Genomic DNA, 19,837 nt, shown 5'->3' on the forward strand with positions numbered 1-19,837 from the left:
AAACTTATGGAATTCAATCAAGAAATTATCGAACTTTTAGCGGAAATATGCCAGGATGATGTAGTAAAAGAAAATCCGGATATCGATTTATTTGAAAATGCCCTTCTAGATTCTTTTGGTACAGTTGAATTACTAGTACAGGTGGAAGAGCGTTTCGGGATTACAGTACCAATTACTGAATTCGACCGTGAAGTTTGGAATACTCCAAACCATATCGCGGCGCAACTAGCTGATTTCAAATGAAAAAACCGTTATTTGCACCGCTGATTTTGGCGTTTATTCTGCTTTTGGCATTGGTACTAGTCCCAAATAAATGGATTATTCAACTGATTCCTCATAACCGGATAAACCAGGCAGCAACGGAACTTAATCCTTTTATGTTCCAGGGGAAATTCGTTCAGGAAAAAATGCTTTCAAGCAATAAGTATCTTCCGATCTACGGATCCTCTGAGCTGGCAAGGCTTGACCAGTTCCACCCCGCCAATTACTTTAAGGTAAATAAAGAAGAAGGGGTAACTCCCTTCCTTGTTGGCCGTGGCGGTACTGAATCACTTATCCATTTTCTTAATTTATCAGAGCATACCAATCAGCTTAAGAATAAGAAAATTATCTTTGTGCTGTCACCTCAATGGTTTCAGCCTGGTGGTGCGGATGAATCGCACTTTGCCCCAAACTTTTCTTCCCTTCAGGGATATGATTTTGCTTTTAATGATAAAATCGACCCTAATATGAAAAAGCAAGCTATAAAGCGGCTTCTGAAATATAACGCTGTGAATGCCGATCCGATGCTGACTGTTCTTTATAAAGCGGATATCTCAAAGGATCCATGGGTCCACAGTGAAGCTGTGTTAGTTCGTCCATTTGCAAAAGCATACCAGCAGATTCTTATTAAAAAGGACCTTTATTATACGCTGGCTGGCGGCTTCCATCGCAATCGAACCATCAGCCATAGTGTTCAAAATAAATCATGGAACCAGCTGGACCAATATGCTGACAGAATCGGGAAAAAGCATTCTCGCTCTAACCAATTTGCGATTAGTGACTCCCAGTACAGCAAAATCGAAGCACGCGTACCGGAATTAAAAAATTCAAAGGTCGGTGCAACCTACGGACGTTCGTTGGAATATAAGGACTTTCAGCTTGTTCTCGATTTGTTGAAACAATCCGGTGCAAAGCCGTTGTTTGTTTCAGTACCCGTTAATGGAAAGTGGTACGATTATGTTGGCTTCCCTAAAGAAGGCCGTACCGCTTATTACACAAGAATTAAAAATCAAATTGAACAAGAAGGCTTTCAGGTTGCCGACTTCTCGGGCCATGAGTATGACCCTTACTTTATGAAGGACACTATCCATATTGGCTGGAAAGGCTGGGTTTATACTGACCATGCCATTCAGAACTTTCTTGATGATAGCAATAAAACATTTGCAAATAAATAAGTGCCAGACTCCGCTTACCGGCGGACCTGGCATTTTTTTATTACAGAAATTTGTCTTCATATTGTTATTTCAGCTGTCCTTCCATGGGCCTTATTGAAGACAATGAAACTTCATTTCTTAAAACGAATGTCTTCAAGAGTGCTTCTTAAAGACAATTGACCTTTATTTTTGTATTGAAACGTCATCAAGGAAACTTGTTTCACTTCGATTGTTCGCTGAAATTGCTTCTATGGTGTTTATTAAAGATTTTGTATCCAAATGTCCTCAATAAAAAAGCATGCCCGCCATGGACATGCTTTAGCTTAAACCTCTATCAATCTTATTTTTTGGCCTGGCCGGATATAGGAGAGCAGCGGGATATCCTCTTCTATTACTCTTCCGATAACATTTACCCGTTCGTCTGCAGGCAGCGGGTTTCGTACAATTTGTACTTCGCCGCGATAGCGCCCATATAAATCATTATCCATTGTAATGGTGCCTTTTGAACGGGCAACGGTGTTTGCAGGTGAAACCGGTTCAGCACCCCTTGTATCCATTAACCGTAAGACATCTCTAGCAAAGTCGGGTCTCAGTCTGAATTCCCCATTCACCAGCCCTTCGACTCTTAATGCAATTGTTTTCGTTTGTTCAAATTCCATTAGCTTTTTTAAAAGTGACTCACTAACATCGGGATCCCCAATATAAACATCCTCTATTCCGCCCTGGTACAATTCTAGTGCAGCCATAAATGGATTAAAATCCCTATGTTTTTCAAGTGTAGGCAGCCCTTCGAAAAGTGGCCCCCTCTTTTCTCCATCTCCTGGAATATAGGCAGCTACAGGAATACCCAGTTGTTTAAATAAAGCATTCTGCTCCAGAAAAAATTGATCATCGAGCCCTGTTTCCGGACGTGGATAAAAATTGTGCCAGGCAATTAGCTGTTCTGCCTCCAGACCTAACCCGAGAAGCGAATTTAGATCATCCTCTAATAAAATGCTCGCATTAACAGCGATTTTAAATTCCTTCGCAAGGCTGATAATCGTATCATAATCAAAGAAGTCATCCAGGCGAAGGCCGGATACGCCAAGGTCTTTTAATTCATTCAAATTCGCTAGGCCAAGATGGGATGGTGTCCGATGGGAAACATCGGCGTATACTTCTATCCCAACTTCCTTTGCCTTCTGAAGCAGCCTTTTCGCACTGGCTGCAAGATCTCCCGATTCTTCCGGAATGTGAAGCGAGGTAAAAGCCCGCTTCACACCATGTTTACCGGCTGTTTCCAGCCGTGACTCCGCAAGCGGATCGTTCAAATAGAAGGAAATACCGATCAATCAAATTCACCAGCCATCTCGTCTTTAAAACCAAATAAATAAGTAAACAGGAAGCCTGCTGCATAAGCGATGACCACACCAAGAAGATAGATTAATACTTTTCCAGTAATTACAAGGAAGGCAAGCGGTAAACCAGAAACCCCAATGGCCAAAGTGGACACATTGAAGGCTGCCTGGAAAGCTCCTCCAACTCCAGCTCCTAAGCAGGCTGTTAAAAACGGACGTCCAAGTGGCAGGGTAACACCGAAGATTAACGGTTCGCCTATTCCTAAAATTCCGGATGGCAGGGCACCGCCAATCGCTCTTCTTAAACGTTTCTTTTTAGTTTTAAAATAAATCGCAAATGCTGCTCCTACTTGTCCGGCACCACCCATAGCAAGAATCGGCAGAAGAGGGTCATTGCCAATCTTATTGATAAGTTCAAGGTGTATTGGTGTTAAGCCTTGGTGCAAGCCTGTAACGACAAGCGGCAGGAAAGTAGCGCCCAATACAAAACCAGCAACCACACCGCCAACGTGTAATACGGAAGTAAGTCCATGTGTAATCGCGTCTGAAACCCAACCGCCAATTGGCATGAAAACAAGATAAGTAATAATTCCGGTAATTAATAATGCAATCGTCGGCGTTAAAATAATATCAAGCGATTGTGGAACATATTTACGTACACGCTTTTCAACATAAGCGATAAAAATGGCAGCCAGTAAAACTCCAATCAGTCCGCCCCGTCCAGGAAGCAGTTCAGTGCCAAACAGCTTAATGCCTGCTGCAGCAGGGTTGATAATCAGGATACCAGCCAGTGCTCCAAGTGCAGGAGAACCTCCAAACTCTTTCGCTGCGTTCATACCTACAAGAATCCCAAGATAACCAAACAGTGCCCCGCCAATAAGGTTTAGCACCACAGCAGTAGTGGATGTAGCTGACAGCACTCCTGCCTGAACAATGGCTTTTGTAATTCCTGTAATTAATCCGGAAGCAACAAGTGCCGGGATTAATGGAATAAAGATACTTGAAATTTTACGAAGAAAAAGCTTAAAAGGTGTAGCATTCTTTCTATTAATCTCAGCTTTATTCGCTGAAGCCCGGTCCTTCAGATTAATTTCACCTACGAGTCTTCCAAATTCATCTGTTACTTTGTTAACCTTGCCAGGGCCCAGAATGATTTGATAGGTCTCTTCTTCAACCAGCCCTATCACACCATCTGTTTTCTTGATTGCCTCTTTATTAACGAGTGAATCATCGTAAACTTTTACACGAAGCCTTGTCATACAATTAGTAAAATCGGCGATATTCCCCGAACCGCCCAATTCCTTGAGAAGCTTCTCCGCGAGCAGTTTATTTTCTCCAGCCATCATATTTCCCCCATTCGTATTCTGTTCCCTCTCGTAAAACAAATCCCTGAATCATTCCCTTTGCCCGTATGAATAGTTGACCGAAAGATAAACTCATTTTTCCGGGCATCACCTCCCAAAATTAAAGTGTTATTTTCCTTCTTTTAAAAAGCGGATCGCTTCCCTGGTTCGATCAATATGATCGACAGTTTCTGTGTACTGTTCCGTTGCCATCGCCAAAAATAAAATATCAATCATATAGAGCTGGGCGAGGCGTGAAGATGTTGCAGCACTGCGGAATGGAGCTTCCTGTGAGTAGGAAGTGTACAGCTTAATATCCGCAAGGGAAGAAACGGGTGAATGCCCATACTTGGTCAAGCTGATGGTTTTTACACCATTCTTTTTGGCAAGTGCCATAATTTGCACCACTTCAGGAGTTTCACCTGAATGAGAAATTCCAAAAACAACATCATCCTTTTTTGCATTTGCGATTAAGGTGGCGACAAGATGCGTATCCGAAAAAGCGGTTGACCCTTTATTGATACGAAGGAGTTTTTGCTGTGCATCCTGTGCGATAATATTAGAGGCTCCAATTCCAAAAAAATGGACGCTGGCGGCATTCAAAAGTGTTTGAACTGCCCTTTCAGTCTCTTCGTAATTAATCATTTCCTCTGAATCACGAATACTTTGGATACTGTTGCTAGTTGTTTTTTGTACAATCGAGAAGAAAGGTTCACCCGGTTCTATATCGCGGTATCCTTGTTCCACCGGCTTTACCAGATCTCCGGCAATTCGAACCTTTAGATCTTGGAATCCATTGAGACCAAGCGATTTGCAAAGCCTGATTACTGCCGCCCCGCTGGTGTTGGCCTGGTTTCCCAAATCATTTACAGTACTGTTTACAATGGTTCTCGGGTTTTCGAGAATATATTGTGCAATTTTACGCTCGGACGTCGGAAGCTGCTCGAGCATATTTTGAATCATTTTTAAACCGCCTGTTGCCACAACACACTACCACCTTTAAATTCCTTCAGCTTTGGCTTTATCAATCGCAGCCCGTACATAACCATCGGCCTGTTCTAAAAGCTCCATTGCTTTATGTTTTGTTACATTTGCCATGATCATCACGATTGCGGACTTAACATGAAGATCAGATTCTTCAAGGGCCCTCAGTGCCTTTTCATAAGAGGATCCGGTAATTTTTCGAATGATAGTAATAGCCCTTTCTTTCAGCTTTTGATTGCTGACATGGACATCAACCATTAGGTTCTCATATGCTTTTCCTAGTAAAATCATAGAAGAGGTGGAAATCATATTTAAAATCATTTTATGGGCTGTTGCAGCCTTCAGGCGAGTCGATCCTGTTAAAACTTCCGGCCCTGTTATCACTTCAATGCTATGATCAGCCTCTCTGCTGATTGCGGCATTTTTATTGCAGGAAAGAGCGACTGTTCTAGCACCAATGCTTCGGGCATATTTCAAGGCACCAATAATATATGGAGTCCGTCCGCTTGCTGCAATTCCAATAACCGTATCATTTTTAGTTAATCCAATGTCTCTTAAATCCTGCTCCCCAAGCTCGGGACTGTCTTCCGCCCCTTCAACCGCTTTAATAAAAGCTTTTTCACCGCCTGCGATAAGTCCCTGAACCATTTTTGAATCAGTACTGAAGGTTGGCGGACATTCCACTGCATCAAGAACACCGAGTCGTCCGCTGGTTCCCGCTCCCATATAGATGAGCCTTCCGCCGTTTTGAAACGAATGAATGACATATTGTACAGCTGCCTCCACATCCGGGAGAACCTCCTGAACAGCTAATGCCACCTTTTGATCCTCTTCATTCATTATGCGAAGAATCTCACCTGGGGACATTCGGTCAATATTCATGGAGTTCCCGTTGCGTAGCTCCGTTGTTAATAATTGCAGATTTTCACCCATAGCTATGTATCCTCCGGTTTGCCGCTTCAGTTTTGAAAGCGTTTTCTTGTTGATTTTATTATAAAATGACTGAAATATAAATTCAATATATTAATTAAGTTTATGAAATTATTTTTTAAAACTATTTTAAAAAAGCAAATAATCCTGTATTGCTTTTCCGGCCCCACCTTCATTATTCGTTAAAGTTACAGCATCGGCATGGCGCTTAACTTCATCTGGAGCATTCCCCATGGCTATTCCAAGGCCAGCCATCTCAAGCATGAACATATCATTGAAGTTATCACCGATAGCTGCTGTTTGAGATAATGGGATACCAAGATGTTCAGCCACTTTCCCTAACGACGCGGCTTTTGTTATTCCAGACGGGGAAATTTCCAGATTTAAATAATTAAGGCTGCTGCTTATTTCAAAGTGATCATATTCCTGTGCAATCTTTTCTGAGAAATCCCTTAAAGAACCTCCTTCATTAAAAACCGCAATCTTGTTGATGTTTGGCTGATTCTCCCTAATATAGTCCCGAAGATTTTTAACCAGCTTCACATCGCATTTTTTTCTATAGCGGTCACATGCTTCCGTTCTCCCTCCTATGTTTTTTAATTCTGGTATATTATTTTCAATCCAGTTTATATTCCATTTTGCTTTCTCAGAGATAAGCAGGTTGTCTCCCTCATAAAACTGAACATAAACTCCTTCTTCCTGGCAAATATCAAAGAAAGTCAAAAGAGCTTTATTAGGGAAAGGAAATTGCTCTAAAACATTTCCCTTCTCATCCAGGATAACTGCCCCATTATAAGCTATAATCGGTTCGTCCTTTAAACCGATTGTTTCCGCAATCCACTTTGTTGACAAGGGGGAACGACCGCTGCAGATGACAACCCTTCCTCCTCTTGCGCGAAATTCATGAATCGCTTCAATCGTTTTGCTGTCTATTTCTTTATCCTCATTTAGTAATGTTCCATCTAAATCTGTTGCCAATAAGGAATAGTTCATAGCTGCACCCCTTCGTAATTATTTTTCAAAATAATTTTACTTTTTATAAAATTATATTTCAAGACTAGTTAGATTTATTCCTTCTTATTGCATTAAAATCCCAGTCGATTCCGTTCCCGTAATTCCGATCCTCAGATGAATGGTAAGCTGCTCGTTCATGCCTCTTTGCAGAGTCTTATTTTCGAGGAGTATCATAGACCTTCACAAAAAGTTATACCTTCTTTTAAAGAAAATGTTCTGTAAAGTAGATTTCGCTCAAGACGCTCGCTTTTCGCGGGCGATCCGGGAGCCTCCTCGGCGCTTTGCACCTGCGGGTTCTCCCCTGGCCCGCTTTTCCCGCTGGAGTCTCGCGCCTCCGCTCCATCAACATAGTGAAAAATCACGAAAGCGGTTCTGTTTAAAACGAATATTCATTTTTTAATATGGCTTATTTCTAAGAGAGCCTAAAAAAACAGTGAGACATTTTCGTCTCACTGTTTTTTGGAATTATATTAATATAAAAGATACTTTTCACGTGTTTCCATGAATTTGTTTAGGTCCTGCTGCCATGCTGCTTCCATTTCCTCGACTGATTTTCCTTGTTCGATTGCTGAACGGATAGAGCCGGTTCCCGTTAGATTATCAAAATAAGAAATTCCGTTGCTGCTAGGAGTTCGGAATTGGAATTGTCCAGGATACATATCATGAATGGTTTTCACAATATATAGGCCTGTTTCAAAAGGTTTAAAGGAGTTTCGGTCGGTTACATGAATTTGTATTCCATGTGCCAGCTGGTTCGTAAATTTAGAGAAGGTCGGAATAAAGGATGAATCTCTGAATTTTACACCAGGCATATGGTATGAATTCAATTTTTCTGCGAGGGCAGAACCATCAATAAATGGTGCACCAATCAATTCAAATGGCCTTGTCGTTCCTCTTCCCTCGGAAACATTTGTCCCCTCAATCAAACAGGCGCCTGGATAAACAAGGGCTGTGTCTAACGTTGGCATGTTCGGTGACGGCATAATAAACTGCAGCGTTGTATCGTCATAATACATATTTCGTTTCCAGCCATCCATTTTTACTACGGTTAAATCGGCACCAATTCCAAACTCTTTATTGAAAAGCTCCGCAAGCTCCCCTACTGTCATACCGTGGCGGACAGGAATAGGGAACTCCCCGACAAAGGAGGAATACTTATCTTCTAAGACTGGCCCTTCCACCTTAGTGCCGCTGATTGGATTTGGGCGGTCGAGAACAATGATAGGAATATTATTTTCTTTGGCTGCCTCCATTGCCAGAGCCATTGTATAGATGTAGGTGTAATAACGTGTGCCAACATCCTGAATGTCGAATAAAAGAACATCTACGTCCTTCAGCATTTCTGGTGTAGGCTTTTTGGTGCTGCCGTATAAGCTGTATACAGGAAGTCCTGTTTTTTCGTCCGTATATTTTTCAACATACTGCCCCGCCTGAGCACTTCCGCGTACACCATGCTCCGGTCCGTACAATGCGGTAAGCTTTACATTTGGATTTTTGTGAAGCAGGTCGACAATACTGTCAAAATTTTGATCCACCCCGGTTGGATTGGTGATCAGGCCAACACGTTTGCCTTTAACCAAATCAAGCTTATCTTGTAATAAAACTTCGATACCTAAGCGGAACTTGTCTTTCTTTTTAACCTTATCATTTTTGGCAATCGCCGCCGAAAAAGTTGAGAGGGCTAGGACTACAACGAGCAATCCGGCAATCCATCTTTTCATATAAATGCCTCCTTTTCGTTTTTAATAGGATAATCCGTGGCCAAATTCATATAAAACATCTCTGGTTTGATTAAAAATCGTGATCGGCAGCTTTCCAGCAGGATTGTTCTGGCCAAAAATCGTATTGGCTGTGGCTTCAAAGCTGGCATTGGAAAATCCATACTGTGTGAGATAAGCGTCAACATTTGGATAGGCCATGATATCATACGGATTTCTTATTGCTGCCGCTATGACTGGCACCCCGGATTGGGAGATTAATTGGTTTGCCAAAAGCATTTGAGAGCTTCCCGGCGCTCTTCCTGAAACAGATGAAGTATAGGTTCCGAGAATGATATATTTTGCAGCCTTGACCTGATCCATCTGCTGCGATGTGAGCGGTTTTGATGTATCAATAAAAATGGTGTTGGCATGATGCTGTTTAACCTGCGAATAAAGTCGGTCAACATAATAACCGCTGTATCCTACAACCGCTATTTTATCTCCCTCTGCTGCCTTAACTGGAAGAACGGCATTATTTTTTATAAGAGTAATCGATTTAGATGCAGCTTCCTTCTCAACCTGCTTATGTTCTTCTGATCCAACTACCTGAAGGGCATTAGCCACCTTGCTTTCAATACTTGTATCTGATTCCGGCTTGACGATTCCTCTTTGGATTTTTAAAGTCAGTATCCTTTCGTCGGACTGCTCAATCCGTTCAACCGGAATATCTCCGCTTTTCACCTCATCATAAAGACCATTTGCTACTTCACTGATTCCAACTGGCATTAATACAATATCTGTCCCTGCTTTAACCGCGCGGATGGCTGCATCCACTGGTCCAAAATGGTCACTGATCGCCTGCATGTTCATTGCATCCGTGATGATAACCCCTTTAAAGCCCATTGACTCCCTCATCAGACCGGTTAAGACTTTATGAGAAAGAGTTGCCGGAATGGAAATCTCCGTTCCGTCTTTTTTGGAGATGGCCTTGCTGTCATCAAATTTCGGGAAGGTAACATGTGCTGTCATAATGGCGTCAATACCTGCATCCATTGCCTGCTGGAAAGGATATAATTCTATCTTTTTCAAGCGGTCAAGATCATATGGCACTTCCGGAAGTCCTAAGTGAGAGTCCACGGCCGTATCTCCGTGTCCTGGAAAATGCTTGCCGGTAGCTGCTGTCCCGCTTTCCTGAAGTCCCCTGATATAGGCTTTGCCCAGCTTGGCAACAAGTTCTGGATCTCCGCCAAAGGAACGGACTCCAATTACCGGATTATCAGGGTTAATATTTACGTCAAGGTCTGGCGCAAGGTCCATATTAATTCCTAAAGCTTTTAATTCTTCTCCAATCGCTTTTCCTACTTTTTCGGTCACTTCTTCAGATCTTGTCGCACCAAGAGCCATGTTCCCCGGCATATCAGTTCCTGATTGCAGGCGTGTAACAATTCCACCCTCCTGGTCGATGGCAGTCAGCAGACTGAACTTATCAGCAGACTGCTGATAGGAATCTACAAGCCTAGCAGTCTGTTCTGTAGTCACAACGTTTTCCCTAAAAAGAATGACACCGCCAAGATGGTAATTCTTGACCAGCTGAGCGATTTCAGGATTCATCTCGGTAACATTCTTCCCTTTCCATGTACGGAAATCGGGCATTAGCATTTGGCCAACTTTTTCCTCAATCGTCATATGCTTAATAGCATTGCCAATGAGGTCATAGCGAACTCCTTCCTCTTTTTGAAGAAGCACTTTATCTTGATTTTCTTTGTATTGAATGGAAATTCTATCGCTGTAGCTGCCATCATTGACATAGATAAATGTTTTGCCGTTATGCCCTGTCAGGGTTACCTCTCCGTTTTTGTCTACAGAGGCAACATTTTTGTTCGATGAGGTCCACTGAATATTTTGGGATGCCTGCATAAATTGGCCATCGCTTTTAACATGAAGGGCGTTCAAGTCTATTTGATTATTTTTGACTTCCCTAGTAACTTGAGGAACATTTAAATCAATAACGAGATCATCAGTGCCGCCGGTTTCTGCTTTCGCGGTCGACATTCCTATCAAGGGATTTTGAGTAGCCATCAGCCCTAAGGCAAGAACTGGTACTGTAAGTTTTTTCAGCATTTTACCCATATTTATTCCTCCTCTAAATAGTTTAATAGTTTCTTAACTGCCAATCATTGCTTGAAAAATTAAGCTGAATACCAGATTCATCATCGAAATAAGGATTTTGAATATACCAGCCCCTGCCGTTAACAGAGGAATCGGTTTTATAAACAAACCGTAATTTTGCTGCTTCCTTTGGAATGGTGAGTTCTTTCATTTCCCAGCCGTTGCTATTGCCAGTCAACTGTTCAAGCCTCTGCCATGCCCCCTCTTTAAAGACCTCAATATATCCAAAATCTGAGCCATTCTCTAGGCTATACCAGGTTGAGTAACTAAGAGTGGTGTCCTGTTTTAAGTTTAAATCGGTCTCCATGGTTCTGTTCAGACGATCACCATAACCTGCAAACCAAGCAGGTTCTTTAGAAAGCATAGTAACAGGAATCGAATCGGCCACCTGTCTTGCAACTAATCTTCTCGTTTGATTAGTTGAAACAGTATTTCGAGTTGGGTGGACTCTGTTCGTAAGAAGGATAGCAATGGTTTTATTCATTTGGCTGACTACAATAGAAGTACCGGTATAACCGGTATGGCCAAAGGCTGCTCCATCAGATAAAGCATCCATATACCATCCTTGGTTCAGTTCCCATCCCAAACCATGGTCATCGCCTGGGAAGCCTTTATTTTGATTTTCAAGTAATAGATTCACTGTTTCAGGCTGTAGAATGGTTTTTCCAGCGTATCTTCCATTATTTAAAAAGATATGGGCAAACTTGGCTAAATCCTCTGCCGTTGAAAAGACTCCGGCATGACCAGCAACTCCATCCAAGGACCATGCATTTTCATCATGGACTTGTCCCCAAACCAGGCCGCGGTTCGGAGTGGTTTGGTATTCTGTCGCCGCAATTCTGTTTTTTAAAGATGCTGGCGGGTTATACATCGTATCGTTCATTCCTAAGGGACCAGTTATATGCTCTTTAACAAATTGATCCTCTCTTTGACCGGAGAGCCGTTCCACAAGTGCCCCCAGCGTAATCATATTCAAATCGCTGTATGTGTACGTTGAACCCGGCGAGTTTGTTAACGGCTGATTAAATACAATTTGGAGACGGTCATCTCTTGAAGTTCCCTTTGTGTATAACGGAATCCATGCAGGAAATCCGGAAGTGTGCGTTAGAAGCTGTCTAATGGTGACCTGTTGTTTTCCGTTTTGAGCAAACTCTGGAATGTATCTTGCAACTGGATCATCCAGACCAAATAAACCTTTTTCATACAGCATCATCACGGCAGTGGACGTAAACAGTTTGCTGATAGAAGCTAAATCAAAAATCGTATTCTTCTGCATCATGATAGGGTTTTCCATTTCAGTAAAGGATCCGTCTGAATATCTGGCGGAATATCCATAGGCATCCTCTTTAACAATCTTTCCTCCGCGAGCTACCAGTACGACGGCTCCTGGCATCACATGATCGGTGATAGCCTGGTTTATGATGCCATCAATTTTTTGCAGAGGTGCTTCTACCATGCCTGCTCCTTTGGCAGAGCCAGGATGAAGGACACTCGTAACAGGGATTTTATCCGAGTTCCAGGTGAATATCGGATGCGGAGGCTGTGCTGTGAGGGATGCGTGTTTTTCCTGTTTTTCAATTGAAGGAATAGGAGCAGACCCGCTTTCAGCCAGGACGCTGCTTGTTCCTACACAAACAGAGCATACTGCGGCAATCAGATAAGCTTTCTTTTTCATATGTCCTCCTTTTTAATACAGTAAGTTAATAATGGGTGGAACAAAAATATGTAAGCGTATACAACTTAAGGTTATAGAAATAGAATCTAGTCGTCCATGCCGAATAAGCCCTATTAATCTATTAAAAGTGGATAAATATGGGTATAATGATGGGTGAATTTGGGAGTGATTTTTAAAACGCATTTCAGTTTTCATTTCACTAAGCGTAAATGCCATACTTGAATACGAATGGTTTGGACTCACTAAAGAGATTGCCTTGAGAATCAGCTCCCTATGCAGCAGACACTCTATCATACAAAGGGACAGTTTTGTTGCACAGACAGATCATATATTCGTGCTGGAAACCGCTTCTTTTCTACGTTGAAGGTAAAAAAGCACAGGGAAATTTAATTCCTTGCGCGATTTTGTAGATAGAACAGAGGACTGCTTTTCGGACTAAAAAGAGATAATTTGTCTCCCGCATTAACCTTGTGATAAAGATAGGCTGGCAGCTGAAGTGTCCTGCCATCCTTCATTACTATCCAAAATTCTGTATTAAGCTCATAACTGCTCAATGTATTTTCTACAACTTGATTCTCGAATTTCCCCTGAACAACTCCAGATACCTCTTCTGTTCTTTCTTCCTCATTCATCCCTGTGGTAAATCCATAGCAGGCTAAAGCCAATAACAACACCAAAAGGATATACGAAATAGATTGAGTTATTTTTTTCATAGGCCTCACTCCTGTCCTTCCTAGAGTGGACCAAACTTTATCATTTAAAACTAAACTTAAAAGAAAAAGCGGCTCCGAATTATCGGGGCCGCGCGACTATTCCGTTATGAACTTTAATGAAGCCGTGCTTGAGGATATCAAATCCCCCCTCATATACATAGAGACCCATTTGGCGAATATCCATTAGTTCTCTATACGTGTGATTCATTACATCCGCCATGATCATATAAAAAAGCCGTGACTTCATTTGATGCCTTGGCGTTGTCATGATCGCGTACCCACCGGGCTTTAAAAACTTTCGATGCCAGTCCATAACCTCATGTTTGTATTCATCAGGGAAATGCTCAAGCAAACCCACACTAAGAACAATATCGAACTCCCTACCAAATGGAAGGTTTCGAATATCATCCACAACATAATGGATATTCATATCATCCTTATGCCAAACTCTTGGCTGATTGGTCGCCCGGTTAATCCCCAGGAACGGGTAGCTTTCTGGGAATAGCCCAAATCTGTCGGTCTTACAGAATTCGTCATAATCGACCATAACCACTTCTCCCCCAGGATACATCGCATGCAGCTGCATGGCCTCATACCCTTCGGCCGCTCCAAGGAAAAGTATCCGTGGCTTATCTATATCCAGACCTTTAAAAAGAGCCCTTTTTCCACGAGGGTCCCATACTCCGTCTTCAATTCGATGAGCATAATTCCATAAAGACAGTCGCACCGTTTCACCAAGTGCCTTTTTTACATCACTCATTTGAAATCTTGAAAAATATTTTTTCAAATTCTGCTTTGATTGTGTCAGTTCTCCCGGAACATCTTTAACAAACCAATCATGGAAGGAACGGTTAAAAAACTCCCATGAGGTTTTCACGGTCATATCACCATGATCCTTTTCCCATTCGCGTTTGGATTTCGCGACGGTCTTCACTTCATAGGGCTTGCCAACGTCTTTCCAGCTCAGCTGGGACCAATCGGAAACCATATTGGCATTGATAAATTGATCAACATCATCGTTCGAGGGATTCCTTAAGTCTATCCGGTAATTAGGCTTCAGCTCCGTCAAGCCAAAGTTTTCTTCCGAATAGCGAATTTGATCTCGATTTTCCGGCACCATTTCAATCATAACTTCACCCTCCTGTTTAAGCGTGATCTGTTTTTTCAAGTTCCTGCTTCAATTTACCAAGCAAAATCAGACGATACATTCTAAAATCAGCTCGAAGCGACCATACAGGATGTCCAAAGGTCGCTGGTTTATTTCCTTCAATAAAAAAGTGGCTGATCCACGCTAAAGCATAGGCTGTTACTGGTGCAAGAATCAGAAGCCAATAATTTTGAGTGTACAAGGTTAAGAGAATAAAGATAAAGACAAAGCTTGTTCCGACAAAGTGCCATGCCCTCGTGGATGGCTTGCTGTGCTGTGTTAAATAAAAAGGCCAAAAATCTTCATAGCTTTTAAAATTCATCGTGACACTCCCCTAATAAAACAAGATATTCCTATGTTTATATAAAATATTCAACAAGCCGGTCTATTATCCTTTTTCAAAATTCAGAATTTATTCCTCAGGGAATTCCATATATTCTTTCTCCTTGCGATAATACTCAAGCCGGTCCTCCAATGTTCCAGTGTGGAATTCAAATTTATGACCATCCGGGTCAGTAAAATAAATGGACTTTTTGTCCTTTTCATCCCGAAGGCGGCCCTCTAGAATATTAACGTTTAAATCGGTTAATTTTTTATAAAAACCCTCATAGTCTTCTTCATCAATTGAAAAGGCAATATGAGTATAAGACAAGTTGATTTCATCTCTCGGAATATTTCTTTCTTCGTTAAGAGCGAGCCATATACCCTTTAAATCAAAATACGCTGTAGTTCTCCCTTTTACTAAAAGCTTTGCACCAAAAACCTGCTCGTAAAATTCTATAGATTTATCCAAGTCTGATACAGAAAAAAGAAAATGATTTAATCCTTTAATTTTCATAGAATCTCTCCTTCTGGTAAATTATACAATTTTTCTGTATTAATTTATAATGAAATAAAAACGAGGGTGAGAGAATTGAAGAGAGCGTTGGTAATCGGGGGTACAGGGATGCTGGCAGAGGTATCCTTATGGCTTGAATCCGAGGGCAATCATGTTTATGTATTAGCAAGAAACAAACATAAAATGGACCAATTAATCCGAAAGAGTTCTGGCTTTATTTCACCTATATTCACAGATTATAAGAACGAAACGGAACTTAGAGTTGAGATGAATAAGCTGGGATGCGTGGATTTAGCAGTCGCCTGGATTCATTCAGATGCACCGATGGCTTTAAATATTATTTTGCAGGAATTATCCCTTAAAACAGAACAGTTCCAAGTATTTCATGTGGTTGGCAGCCGAACCGATCTAGTGAGTTTAAAAAATTTATTAAATCTTCCTGAAAACGTGAAGTATCATCAGATTAAGCTGGGGTTTGTGATTAAGAACGGCGGGTCACGCTGGCTTACAAATAGAGAAATATCAAGCGGAGTGATCGAAGCAATCAAATCAGATGACGATGTTAAAATGGTTGGGACAGTTGAACCATGGGAAAAGCGGCCAAACTAGCAACCCTGAAAAAGGATTAAAAAAGATTAAATACAAAGAAAGCAGCTTTAGGAATCTTCCACAAAAAGAGGTCTCTAATAATCATTTTCATAAAAATGTTGCCATGAAAATTAGGAACAAAGAACTTTATTTGCTGAGAATGTCGAGGAACCATAGACAGCCTTTTATAAATGAAAGTCATTTTTACCTTTATCTAGTGTTTTATACCTATCGTTTTTTTAAAACAAGTGGTGGACAAACATCATCACGCCTCCGTTCGAAAATGGGCTAAAAAATCCCCAATTACTACGTGGTAGTAAGAGCTTTAATTTTGTTCTGATCATCACTTTAAATTGAATCAAAAATTGTATTAATTTTAAAATCTAAGCGTTTGTCCTGTACGGAAAATTCCCTCTAACATACGTTATATCAATGATAAGTTTAATAAACTTTCATGTTTTATATAATTATAAGGAGTGATTTATGTGGAATACTCAGCTTTAGAGGTACAAGAAGCTGTACGGGAAGGTGAAAAACAAGGATTAAAGGATTTTATGTATCAAGAACCAAGGGGTCAACGTTCAAGTAGCAGAAGTGCTAGTCGAAGGTCAAGCCGAAGAGTAAATCGGAGTTCAAGCCGTAGTGTAAGTCGGAGTTCAAGTCGGAGTTCAAGCCGGAGTTCAAGCCGGAGTGTAAGCCGGAGTTCAAGCCGGAGTTCAAGTCGCCGTTCTCGTAGTCGTTCTCGTCGTTCAAGACGTCGTTCACGTTTATTGATAGTGTTTAGGTCGCTGAGAAGTAATTCCAGACGTCGTTCACGCCAAAGTTCAAACCGTCGTTCGAGGAGACGTCGTTCGAATCGTCGTTCAAGCCGCAGTTCAAACCGTCGTTCACGTAGTGCAAATCGTCGTTCTTCGAGCCGGAGTTTCAACCGTCGTTCTCGCAGTGCAAATCGTCGTTCTTCGAGACGTAGTTCCAGACGTAGCTCCAGACGTAGCTCTTGATGTAGTTTGAACCTTCACTCCTGACATCATTTATTTGAAACGGATGCCGTCTCACACGACATGTACGATTCCCTCCTCTTTACTCATTGTTTACCTAAATTGCATTGAAATTATCAAGGGATCAAACATGCAGGGAAAATTGTTCGAAGAGTATTGTACGATGCCTTCTGTGAAAAATCTATGATGATCAAGAGGCTAGGATTTTATCATTATATAGAACGATGTATTATTTGGTGTTATTATTGCAGCTCATGGTATACCAAGTTTGGTGCTGGTGTAAAGCACCTACTCATAACAATAATCAAAATTTACAATACAGGTAAAATAATTGAACGTTTCCAGGCAGTTCATAAACATCAAGCTAAACGTGCAGTTATAGTTGGAGAAAGAGTAAAATTTCGAATCAATAAAAAGAAAGATTCAATTCATTATAATAATTTATATATTAAACCCGTCAACAATAGTTTGGCGGGTTCTCGTGTTAAGAAATTTTTATTAACATGAAGTGCGACAGGAATAATGCGCTGTCATATAATTCCTTTTCTGCTTAATTATTCAGAACTTCACGCAGCTCTTCTGTCATTTGTTCTACTATTTCTGGACGTCCATGAAACTGGGCAGGAGTGTTTTGAAACAGCTGAAATTTCCAGTCATTATTCTCTTTAACCACAATAAGGGTATGGTGTGTATTTACTTTTGGATTAATGTCTGACTGGCCCGGCGGAACCATTCCAGCAATTGCCCTTAGCATCGCCGTTTCAGTTCCCAATGAACGAACGCCTTTCACCTTGCTGACAAAGCTGGCTGTTTGGTGATGCTCAAAAATAGGATAAAGGTGAGAAAAAATTTCTTCGCTTCCGATAATCTGGCTTCCATCAAAACCAATCATTTCTCCATCTATGGAGAATAGCTGTGCCATATCCTGTGCACTTCTATTGTTCCATGCTTCCAATAAGTGATGATAAATGGCTGTAATCTGAGTATCCAATATGTTTATCAGTCCTTTTTTAAAAATAATAAATCAATTATATTATGTCCCTATTTTAATACTTGGTCAGCTCTTTCTAGGGGCCTGCCGTCTGATCGGTTCAAGGTTCAACTTCAGTTTTTACCTCATTTCCTGTAATTCCCAGAAAAGTTGGTCTAACGCTGTTCAATTTTTATCATAGCAATAAGCTTCCTTAACACCCTAATTCCTCCATGTACTTTTTCCTCATAAACCTCCCAAACACCTTCCTTTAGGAAAAAATTTACTTTTGGGTATTTACAAAATCCTTCCACCGTTTTAGTATTTAGTTAAATACTTAAATACTTTAGGAGGGCCTATGAACGAAACCTTTAAAGCCCTGTCCGACCCAACTCGAAGAAAAATTCTTGACCTGTTAAAGGAAAGTGATTTAACGGCAGGGGAAATTTCCGATCACTTCGACATGTCCAAACCTAGCATTTCTCAGCATTTAAAGATCTTAAAGACTGCTGATCTTGTACAGGACGTAAAAAAAGGGCAATTTGTTGTTTACTCACTTAATACGACTATTTTTCAGGAAATCATCAGCTGGGCTTTTAACTTCACAGAGGATCAAAAAGAAAACAAAAGGGGTTAATCACGTGAAAAAACATTGGATTACAATCATATTTATGGCGGCCTCTCTCATTATTTGGCTTATTGCGTTCCCGATGCTTTCAGCCCAAATTCCAATTCATTGGGGTATTAATGGGGAACCCAATGACTATGCTCCCAAATTAACTGCAATGATCATCTCGATATCTATGATGTTAATTCCCTATATCACAATGGCTTATTTGCCAAAAATCGATCCTAAAAAAGAAAACTATCCTTATTTTTCAAAGAGCTTTATCATCATTAATATTTCCATATCGCTCGTGTTTTTCGCTCTAAACTTGATTATGATCGCTAACGGCTTAGGATACACTTTTTTTTCGGGAAACTATGTTCTTTTTCTAATAGGAGTTCTTTTCATTATCATAGGAAATTACATGCCCCAGGTGAAATCTAACTATTTTGTCGGGATTAAAACTCCATGGGCCCTAAACGATGAAAATAACTGGAGAAAGACTCATAGATTTGGAGGAAAAACCTTTATCATAAGCGGATTCTTGTTTATCCTTTCTTCCTTTATACCTAATGGTTTCGCGGAATTTATGAGAGTGTTTATACTTTTTATTTTACTTCTTCCAATTGGTTATTCTTATTGGATATTTCGAAAACAACTCAAATAAAAAAGATGGGAGGCTGTCCCATCTTTTTCCTTACTTTAATTCCGATTGTTGTTTGTCTTTCACCTTACCATTTTTGAATGTTATTCTAGCATTCGCCCCGACGGTACCTTCGCCCTTATACTTGTAAACTTCCGTTTTTTGATCCCCGTCACCAGACTGATCCTGCAATTTACCCTTTCCTCCTACAAGCTCGTCAACTTCATCCTTTGTCATACCATTTTTAATTTTATCGAACTCAGCTTTGGACATACTATCCTTGTCACCCTGCTTTGCCTCTTTCTTAGAAACGGTGTTAGCAGCATCTGTGGTATTATTCTGATTTGTTGTGTTAGCTGTACCGCCTTTGCCGCACCCCGCCATCACTGCTAATACAAGAGTAAGGGCCATAATAATGGCTACTTTAAATAGTTTGTTCATATACCATTCTCCTTTTCTTTTATTTTTTATTTTTCTTCCCTTTTCCACAATCTAAAAACTTCATTTTCCAGAATAAATCCTTTCCTTTATTACTGCTCATAAGTAATCGCTTCCAAAAAGCGAATGATGATGTAATTTTAATTAAGATAGTTCGTATTCTTCAAAAAAAGAGTTGATTAAACTTTTTTAGGCAGATATAATGACAATAAATTAATAAAGTTTCACTCATATAATCGCAGGGATATGGCCTGCAAGTTTCTACCGGAATGCCGTTAACGTTCCGACTATGAGTGGGTAATGGGAATGGTATTTATTTTTGAATATC

Annotated in this window: 20 protein-coding genes and 1 riboswitch; of the genes, 6 read left to right on the forward strand and 14 right to left on the reverse strand. The window is 40.8% G+C overall.

Going from position 1 to position 19,837, the window contains the following annotated elements; translation table 11 throughout:
* Nucleotides 1-6: 6 nt before the first annotated feature.
* Entirely contained in the window at nt 7-243 is a 237-nt protein-coding gene (gene dltC, locus AC3WR0_RS10140; RefSeq protein ID WP_027322837.1) for a D-alanine--poly(phosphoribitol) ligase subunit 2, read from the forward strand.
* Nucleotides 240-1,436, forward strand: a complete 1,197-nt coding sequence (gene dltD, locus AC3WR0_RS10145) for a D-alanyl-lipoteichoic acid biosynthesis protein DltD (protein WP_492552205.1) — start codon at nt 240-242, stop codon at nt 1,434-1,436. Before dltC ends, dltD begins: the two co-directional genes overlap by 4 nt.
* A gap of 302 nt (nt 1,437-1,738) precedes the next feature.
* On the opposite strand, the gene AC3WR0_RS10150 is transcribed toward dltD, so the two are convergent.
* From AC3WR0_RS10150 to fosM, 12 genes are all read right to left on the reverse strand, one after another.
* The gene (locus AC3WR0_RS10150) at nt 1,739-2,746 is read right to left on the reverse strand and encodes a MupG family TIM beta-alpha barrel fold protein (RefSeq protein WP_492552206.1); all 1,008 of its coding nucleotides are present in this window, start codon (nt 2,744-2,746) and stop codon (nt 1,739-1,741) included.
* Nucleotides 2,743-4,095: a PTS transporter subunit EIIC gene (locus tag AC3WR0_RS10155; RefSeq protein WP_492552207.1), complete on the reverse strand. Its 1,353-nt coding sequence runs from the start codon at nt 4,093-4,095 to the stop codon at nt 2,743-2,745. Before AC3WR0_RS10155 ends, AC3WR0_RS10150 begins: the two co-directional genes overlap by 4 nt.
* 129 nt (nt 4,096-4,224) lie before the next feature.
* The gene (locus tag AC3WR0_RS10160) at nt 4,225-5,079 is read right to left on the reverse strand and encodes a MurR/RpiR family transcriptional regulator (RefSeq protein ID WP_492552208.1); all 855 of its coding nucleotides are present in this window, start codon (nt 5,077-5,079) and stop codon (nt 4,225-4,227) included.
* Between the two features lie 15 nt (nt 5,080-5,094).
* On the reverse strand, nt 5,095-6,012 hold the full coding sequence (murQ, locus tag AC3WR0_RS10165; protein WP_492552209.1) for an N-acetylmuramic acid 6-phosphate etherase: 918 nt from the start codon (nt 6,010-6,012) through the stop codon (nt 5,095-5,097).
* Between the two features lie 126 nt (nt 6,013-6,138).
* Entirely contained in the window at nt 6,139-7,002 is an 864-nt protein-coding gene (locus AC3WR0_RS10170; RefSeq protein ID WP_492552210.1) for a Cof-type HAD-IIB family hydrolase, read from the reverse strand.
* Nucleotides 7,003-7,493: 491 nt separating this feature from the next.
* Nucleotides 7,494-8,744, reverse strand: coding sequence for an exo-beta-N-acetylmuramidase NamZ family protein (locus tag AC3WR0_RS10175; protein ID WP_492552211.1), 1,251 nt, complete (start codon nt 8,742-8,744; stop codon nt 7,494-7,496).
* 21 nt (nt 8,745-8,765) lie between these two features.
* On the reverse strand, nt 8,766-10,853 hold the full coding sequence (locus tag AC3WR0_RS10180) for a glycoside hydrolase family 3 N-terminal domain-containing protein (RefSeq protein ID WP_492552212.1): 2,088 nt from the start codon (nt 10,851-10,853) through the stop codon (nt 8,766-8,768).
* Between the two features lie 22 nt (nt 10,854-10,875).
* On the reverse strand, nt 10,876-12,567 hold the full coding sequence (locus AC3WR0_RS10185) for a serine hydrolase domain-containing protein (protein WP_492552213.1): 1,692 nt from the start codon (nt 12,565-12,567) through the stop codon (nt 10,876-10,878).
* Between the two features lie 386 nt (nt 12,568-12,953).
* Nucleotides 12,954-13,280 carry a hypothetical protein gene (locus tag AC3WR0_RS10190; protein ID WP_492552214.1) on the reverse strand — a complete coding sequence of 109 codons (327 nt, stop codon included), beginning with the start codon at nt 13,278-13,280 and terminating at the stop codon, nt 12,954-12,956.
* A 79-nt stretch (nt 13,281-13,359) separates the two neighbouring features.
* The gene (locus AC3WR0_RS10195; RefSeq protein WP_492552215.1) at nt 13,360-14,409 is read right to left on the reverse strand and encodes a class I SAM-dependent methyltransferase; all 1,050 of its coding nucleotides are present in this window, start codon (nt 14,407-14,409) and stop codon (nt 13,360-13,362) included.
* 16 nt (nt 14,410-14,425) lie between these two features.
* The gene (locus tag AC3WR0_RS10200; protein WP_492552216.1) at nt 14,426-14,749 is read right to left on the reverse strand and encodes an Mpo1-like protein; all 324 of its coding nucleotides are present in this window, start codon (nt 14,747-14,749) and stop codon (nt 14,426-14,428) included.
* A 90-nt stretch (nt 14,750-14,839) separates the two neighbouring features.
* Nucleotides 14,840-15,265, reverse strand: coding sequence for a FosM family fosfomycin resistance protein (gene fosM / locus AC3WR0_RS10205; RefSeq protein ID WP_492552217.1), 426 nt, complete (start codon nt 15,263-15,265; stop codon nt 14,840-14,842).
* Between the two features lie 75 nt (nt 15,266-15,340).
* On the opposite strand from fosM, the gene AC3WR0_RS10210 reads away from it, so the two are divergent.
* Together AC3WR0_RS10210 and AC3WR0_RS10215 are read left to right on the forward strand one after the other, a co-directional pair.
* The gene (locus AC3WR0_RS10210) at nt 15,341-15,874 is read left to right on the forward strand and encodes a Rossmann-fold NAD(P)-binding domain-containing protein (RefSeq protein ID WP_492552218.1); all 534 of its coding nucleotides are present in this window, start codon (nt 15,341-15,343) and stop codon (nt 15,872-15,874) included.
* A 464-nt stretch (nt 15,875-16,338) separates the two neighbouring features.
* The gene (locus AC3WR0_RS10215) at nt 16,339-16,854 is read left to right on the forward strand and encodes a CotG/ExsB N-terminal domain-containing protein (protein ID WP_492552219.1); all 516 of its coding nucleotides are present in this window, start codon (nt 16,339-16,341) and stop codon (nt 16,852-16,854) included.
* 547 nt (nt 16,855-17,401) lie between these two features.
* On the opposite strand, the gene AC3WR0_RS10220 is transcribed toward AC3WR0_RS10215, so the two are convergent.
* Entirely contained in the window at nt 17,402-17,842 is a 441-nt protein-coding gene (locus tag AC3WR0_RS10220; RefSeq protein ID WP_492552220.1) for an SgcJ/EcaC family oxidoreductase, read from the reverse strand.
* A 337-nt stretch (nt 17,843-18,179) separates the two neighbouring features.
* On the opposite strand from AC3WR0_RS10220, the gene AC3WR0_RS10225 reads away from it, so the two are divergent.
* Both AC3WR0_RS10225 and AC3WR0_RS10230 read left to right on the forward strand, forming a co-directional pair.
* Entirely contained in the window at nt 18,180-18,458 is a 279-nt protein-coding gene (locus AC3WR0_RS10225; protein ID WP_492552221.1) for an autorepressor SdpR family transcription factor, read from the forward strand.
* A 4-nt stretch (nt 18,459-18,462) separates the two neighbouring features.
* Nucleotides 18,463-19,095 carry an SdpI family protein gene (locus AC3WR0_RS10230; RefSeq protein ID WP_492552222.1) on the forward strand — a complete coding sequence of 211 codons (633 nt, stop codon included), beginning with the start codon at nt 18,463-18,465 and terminating at the stop codon, nt 19,093-19,095.
* A 30-nt stretch (nt 19,096-19,125) separates the two neighbouring features.
* On the opposite strand, the gene AC3WR0_RS10235 is transcribed toward AC3WR0_RS10230, so the two are convergent.
* Nucleotides 19,126-19,512 (reverse strand): hypothetical protein, encoded by a 387-nt coding sequence (locus tag AC3WR0_RS10235; protein ID WP_492552223.1) that lies wholly within the window; start codon nt 19,510-19,512, stop codon nt 19,126-19,128.
* Nucleotides 19,513-19,717: 205 nt separating this feature from the next.
* A riboswitch (purine riboswitch) is annotated at nt 19,718-19,819 on the forward strand.
* Nucleotides 19,820-19,837: the final 18 nt, after the last annotated feature.

The sequence above is a fragment of the Neobacillus sp. FW104-15D2 genome (assembly GCF_058790155.1).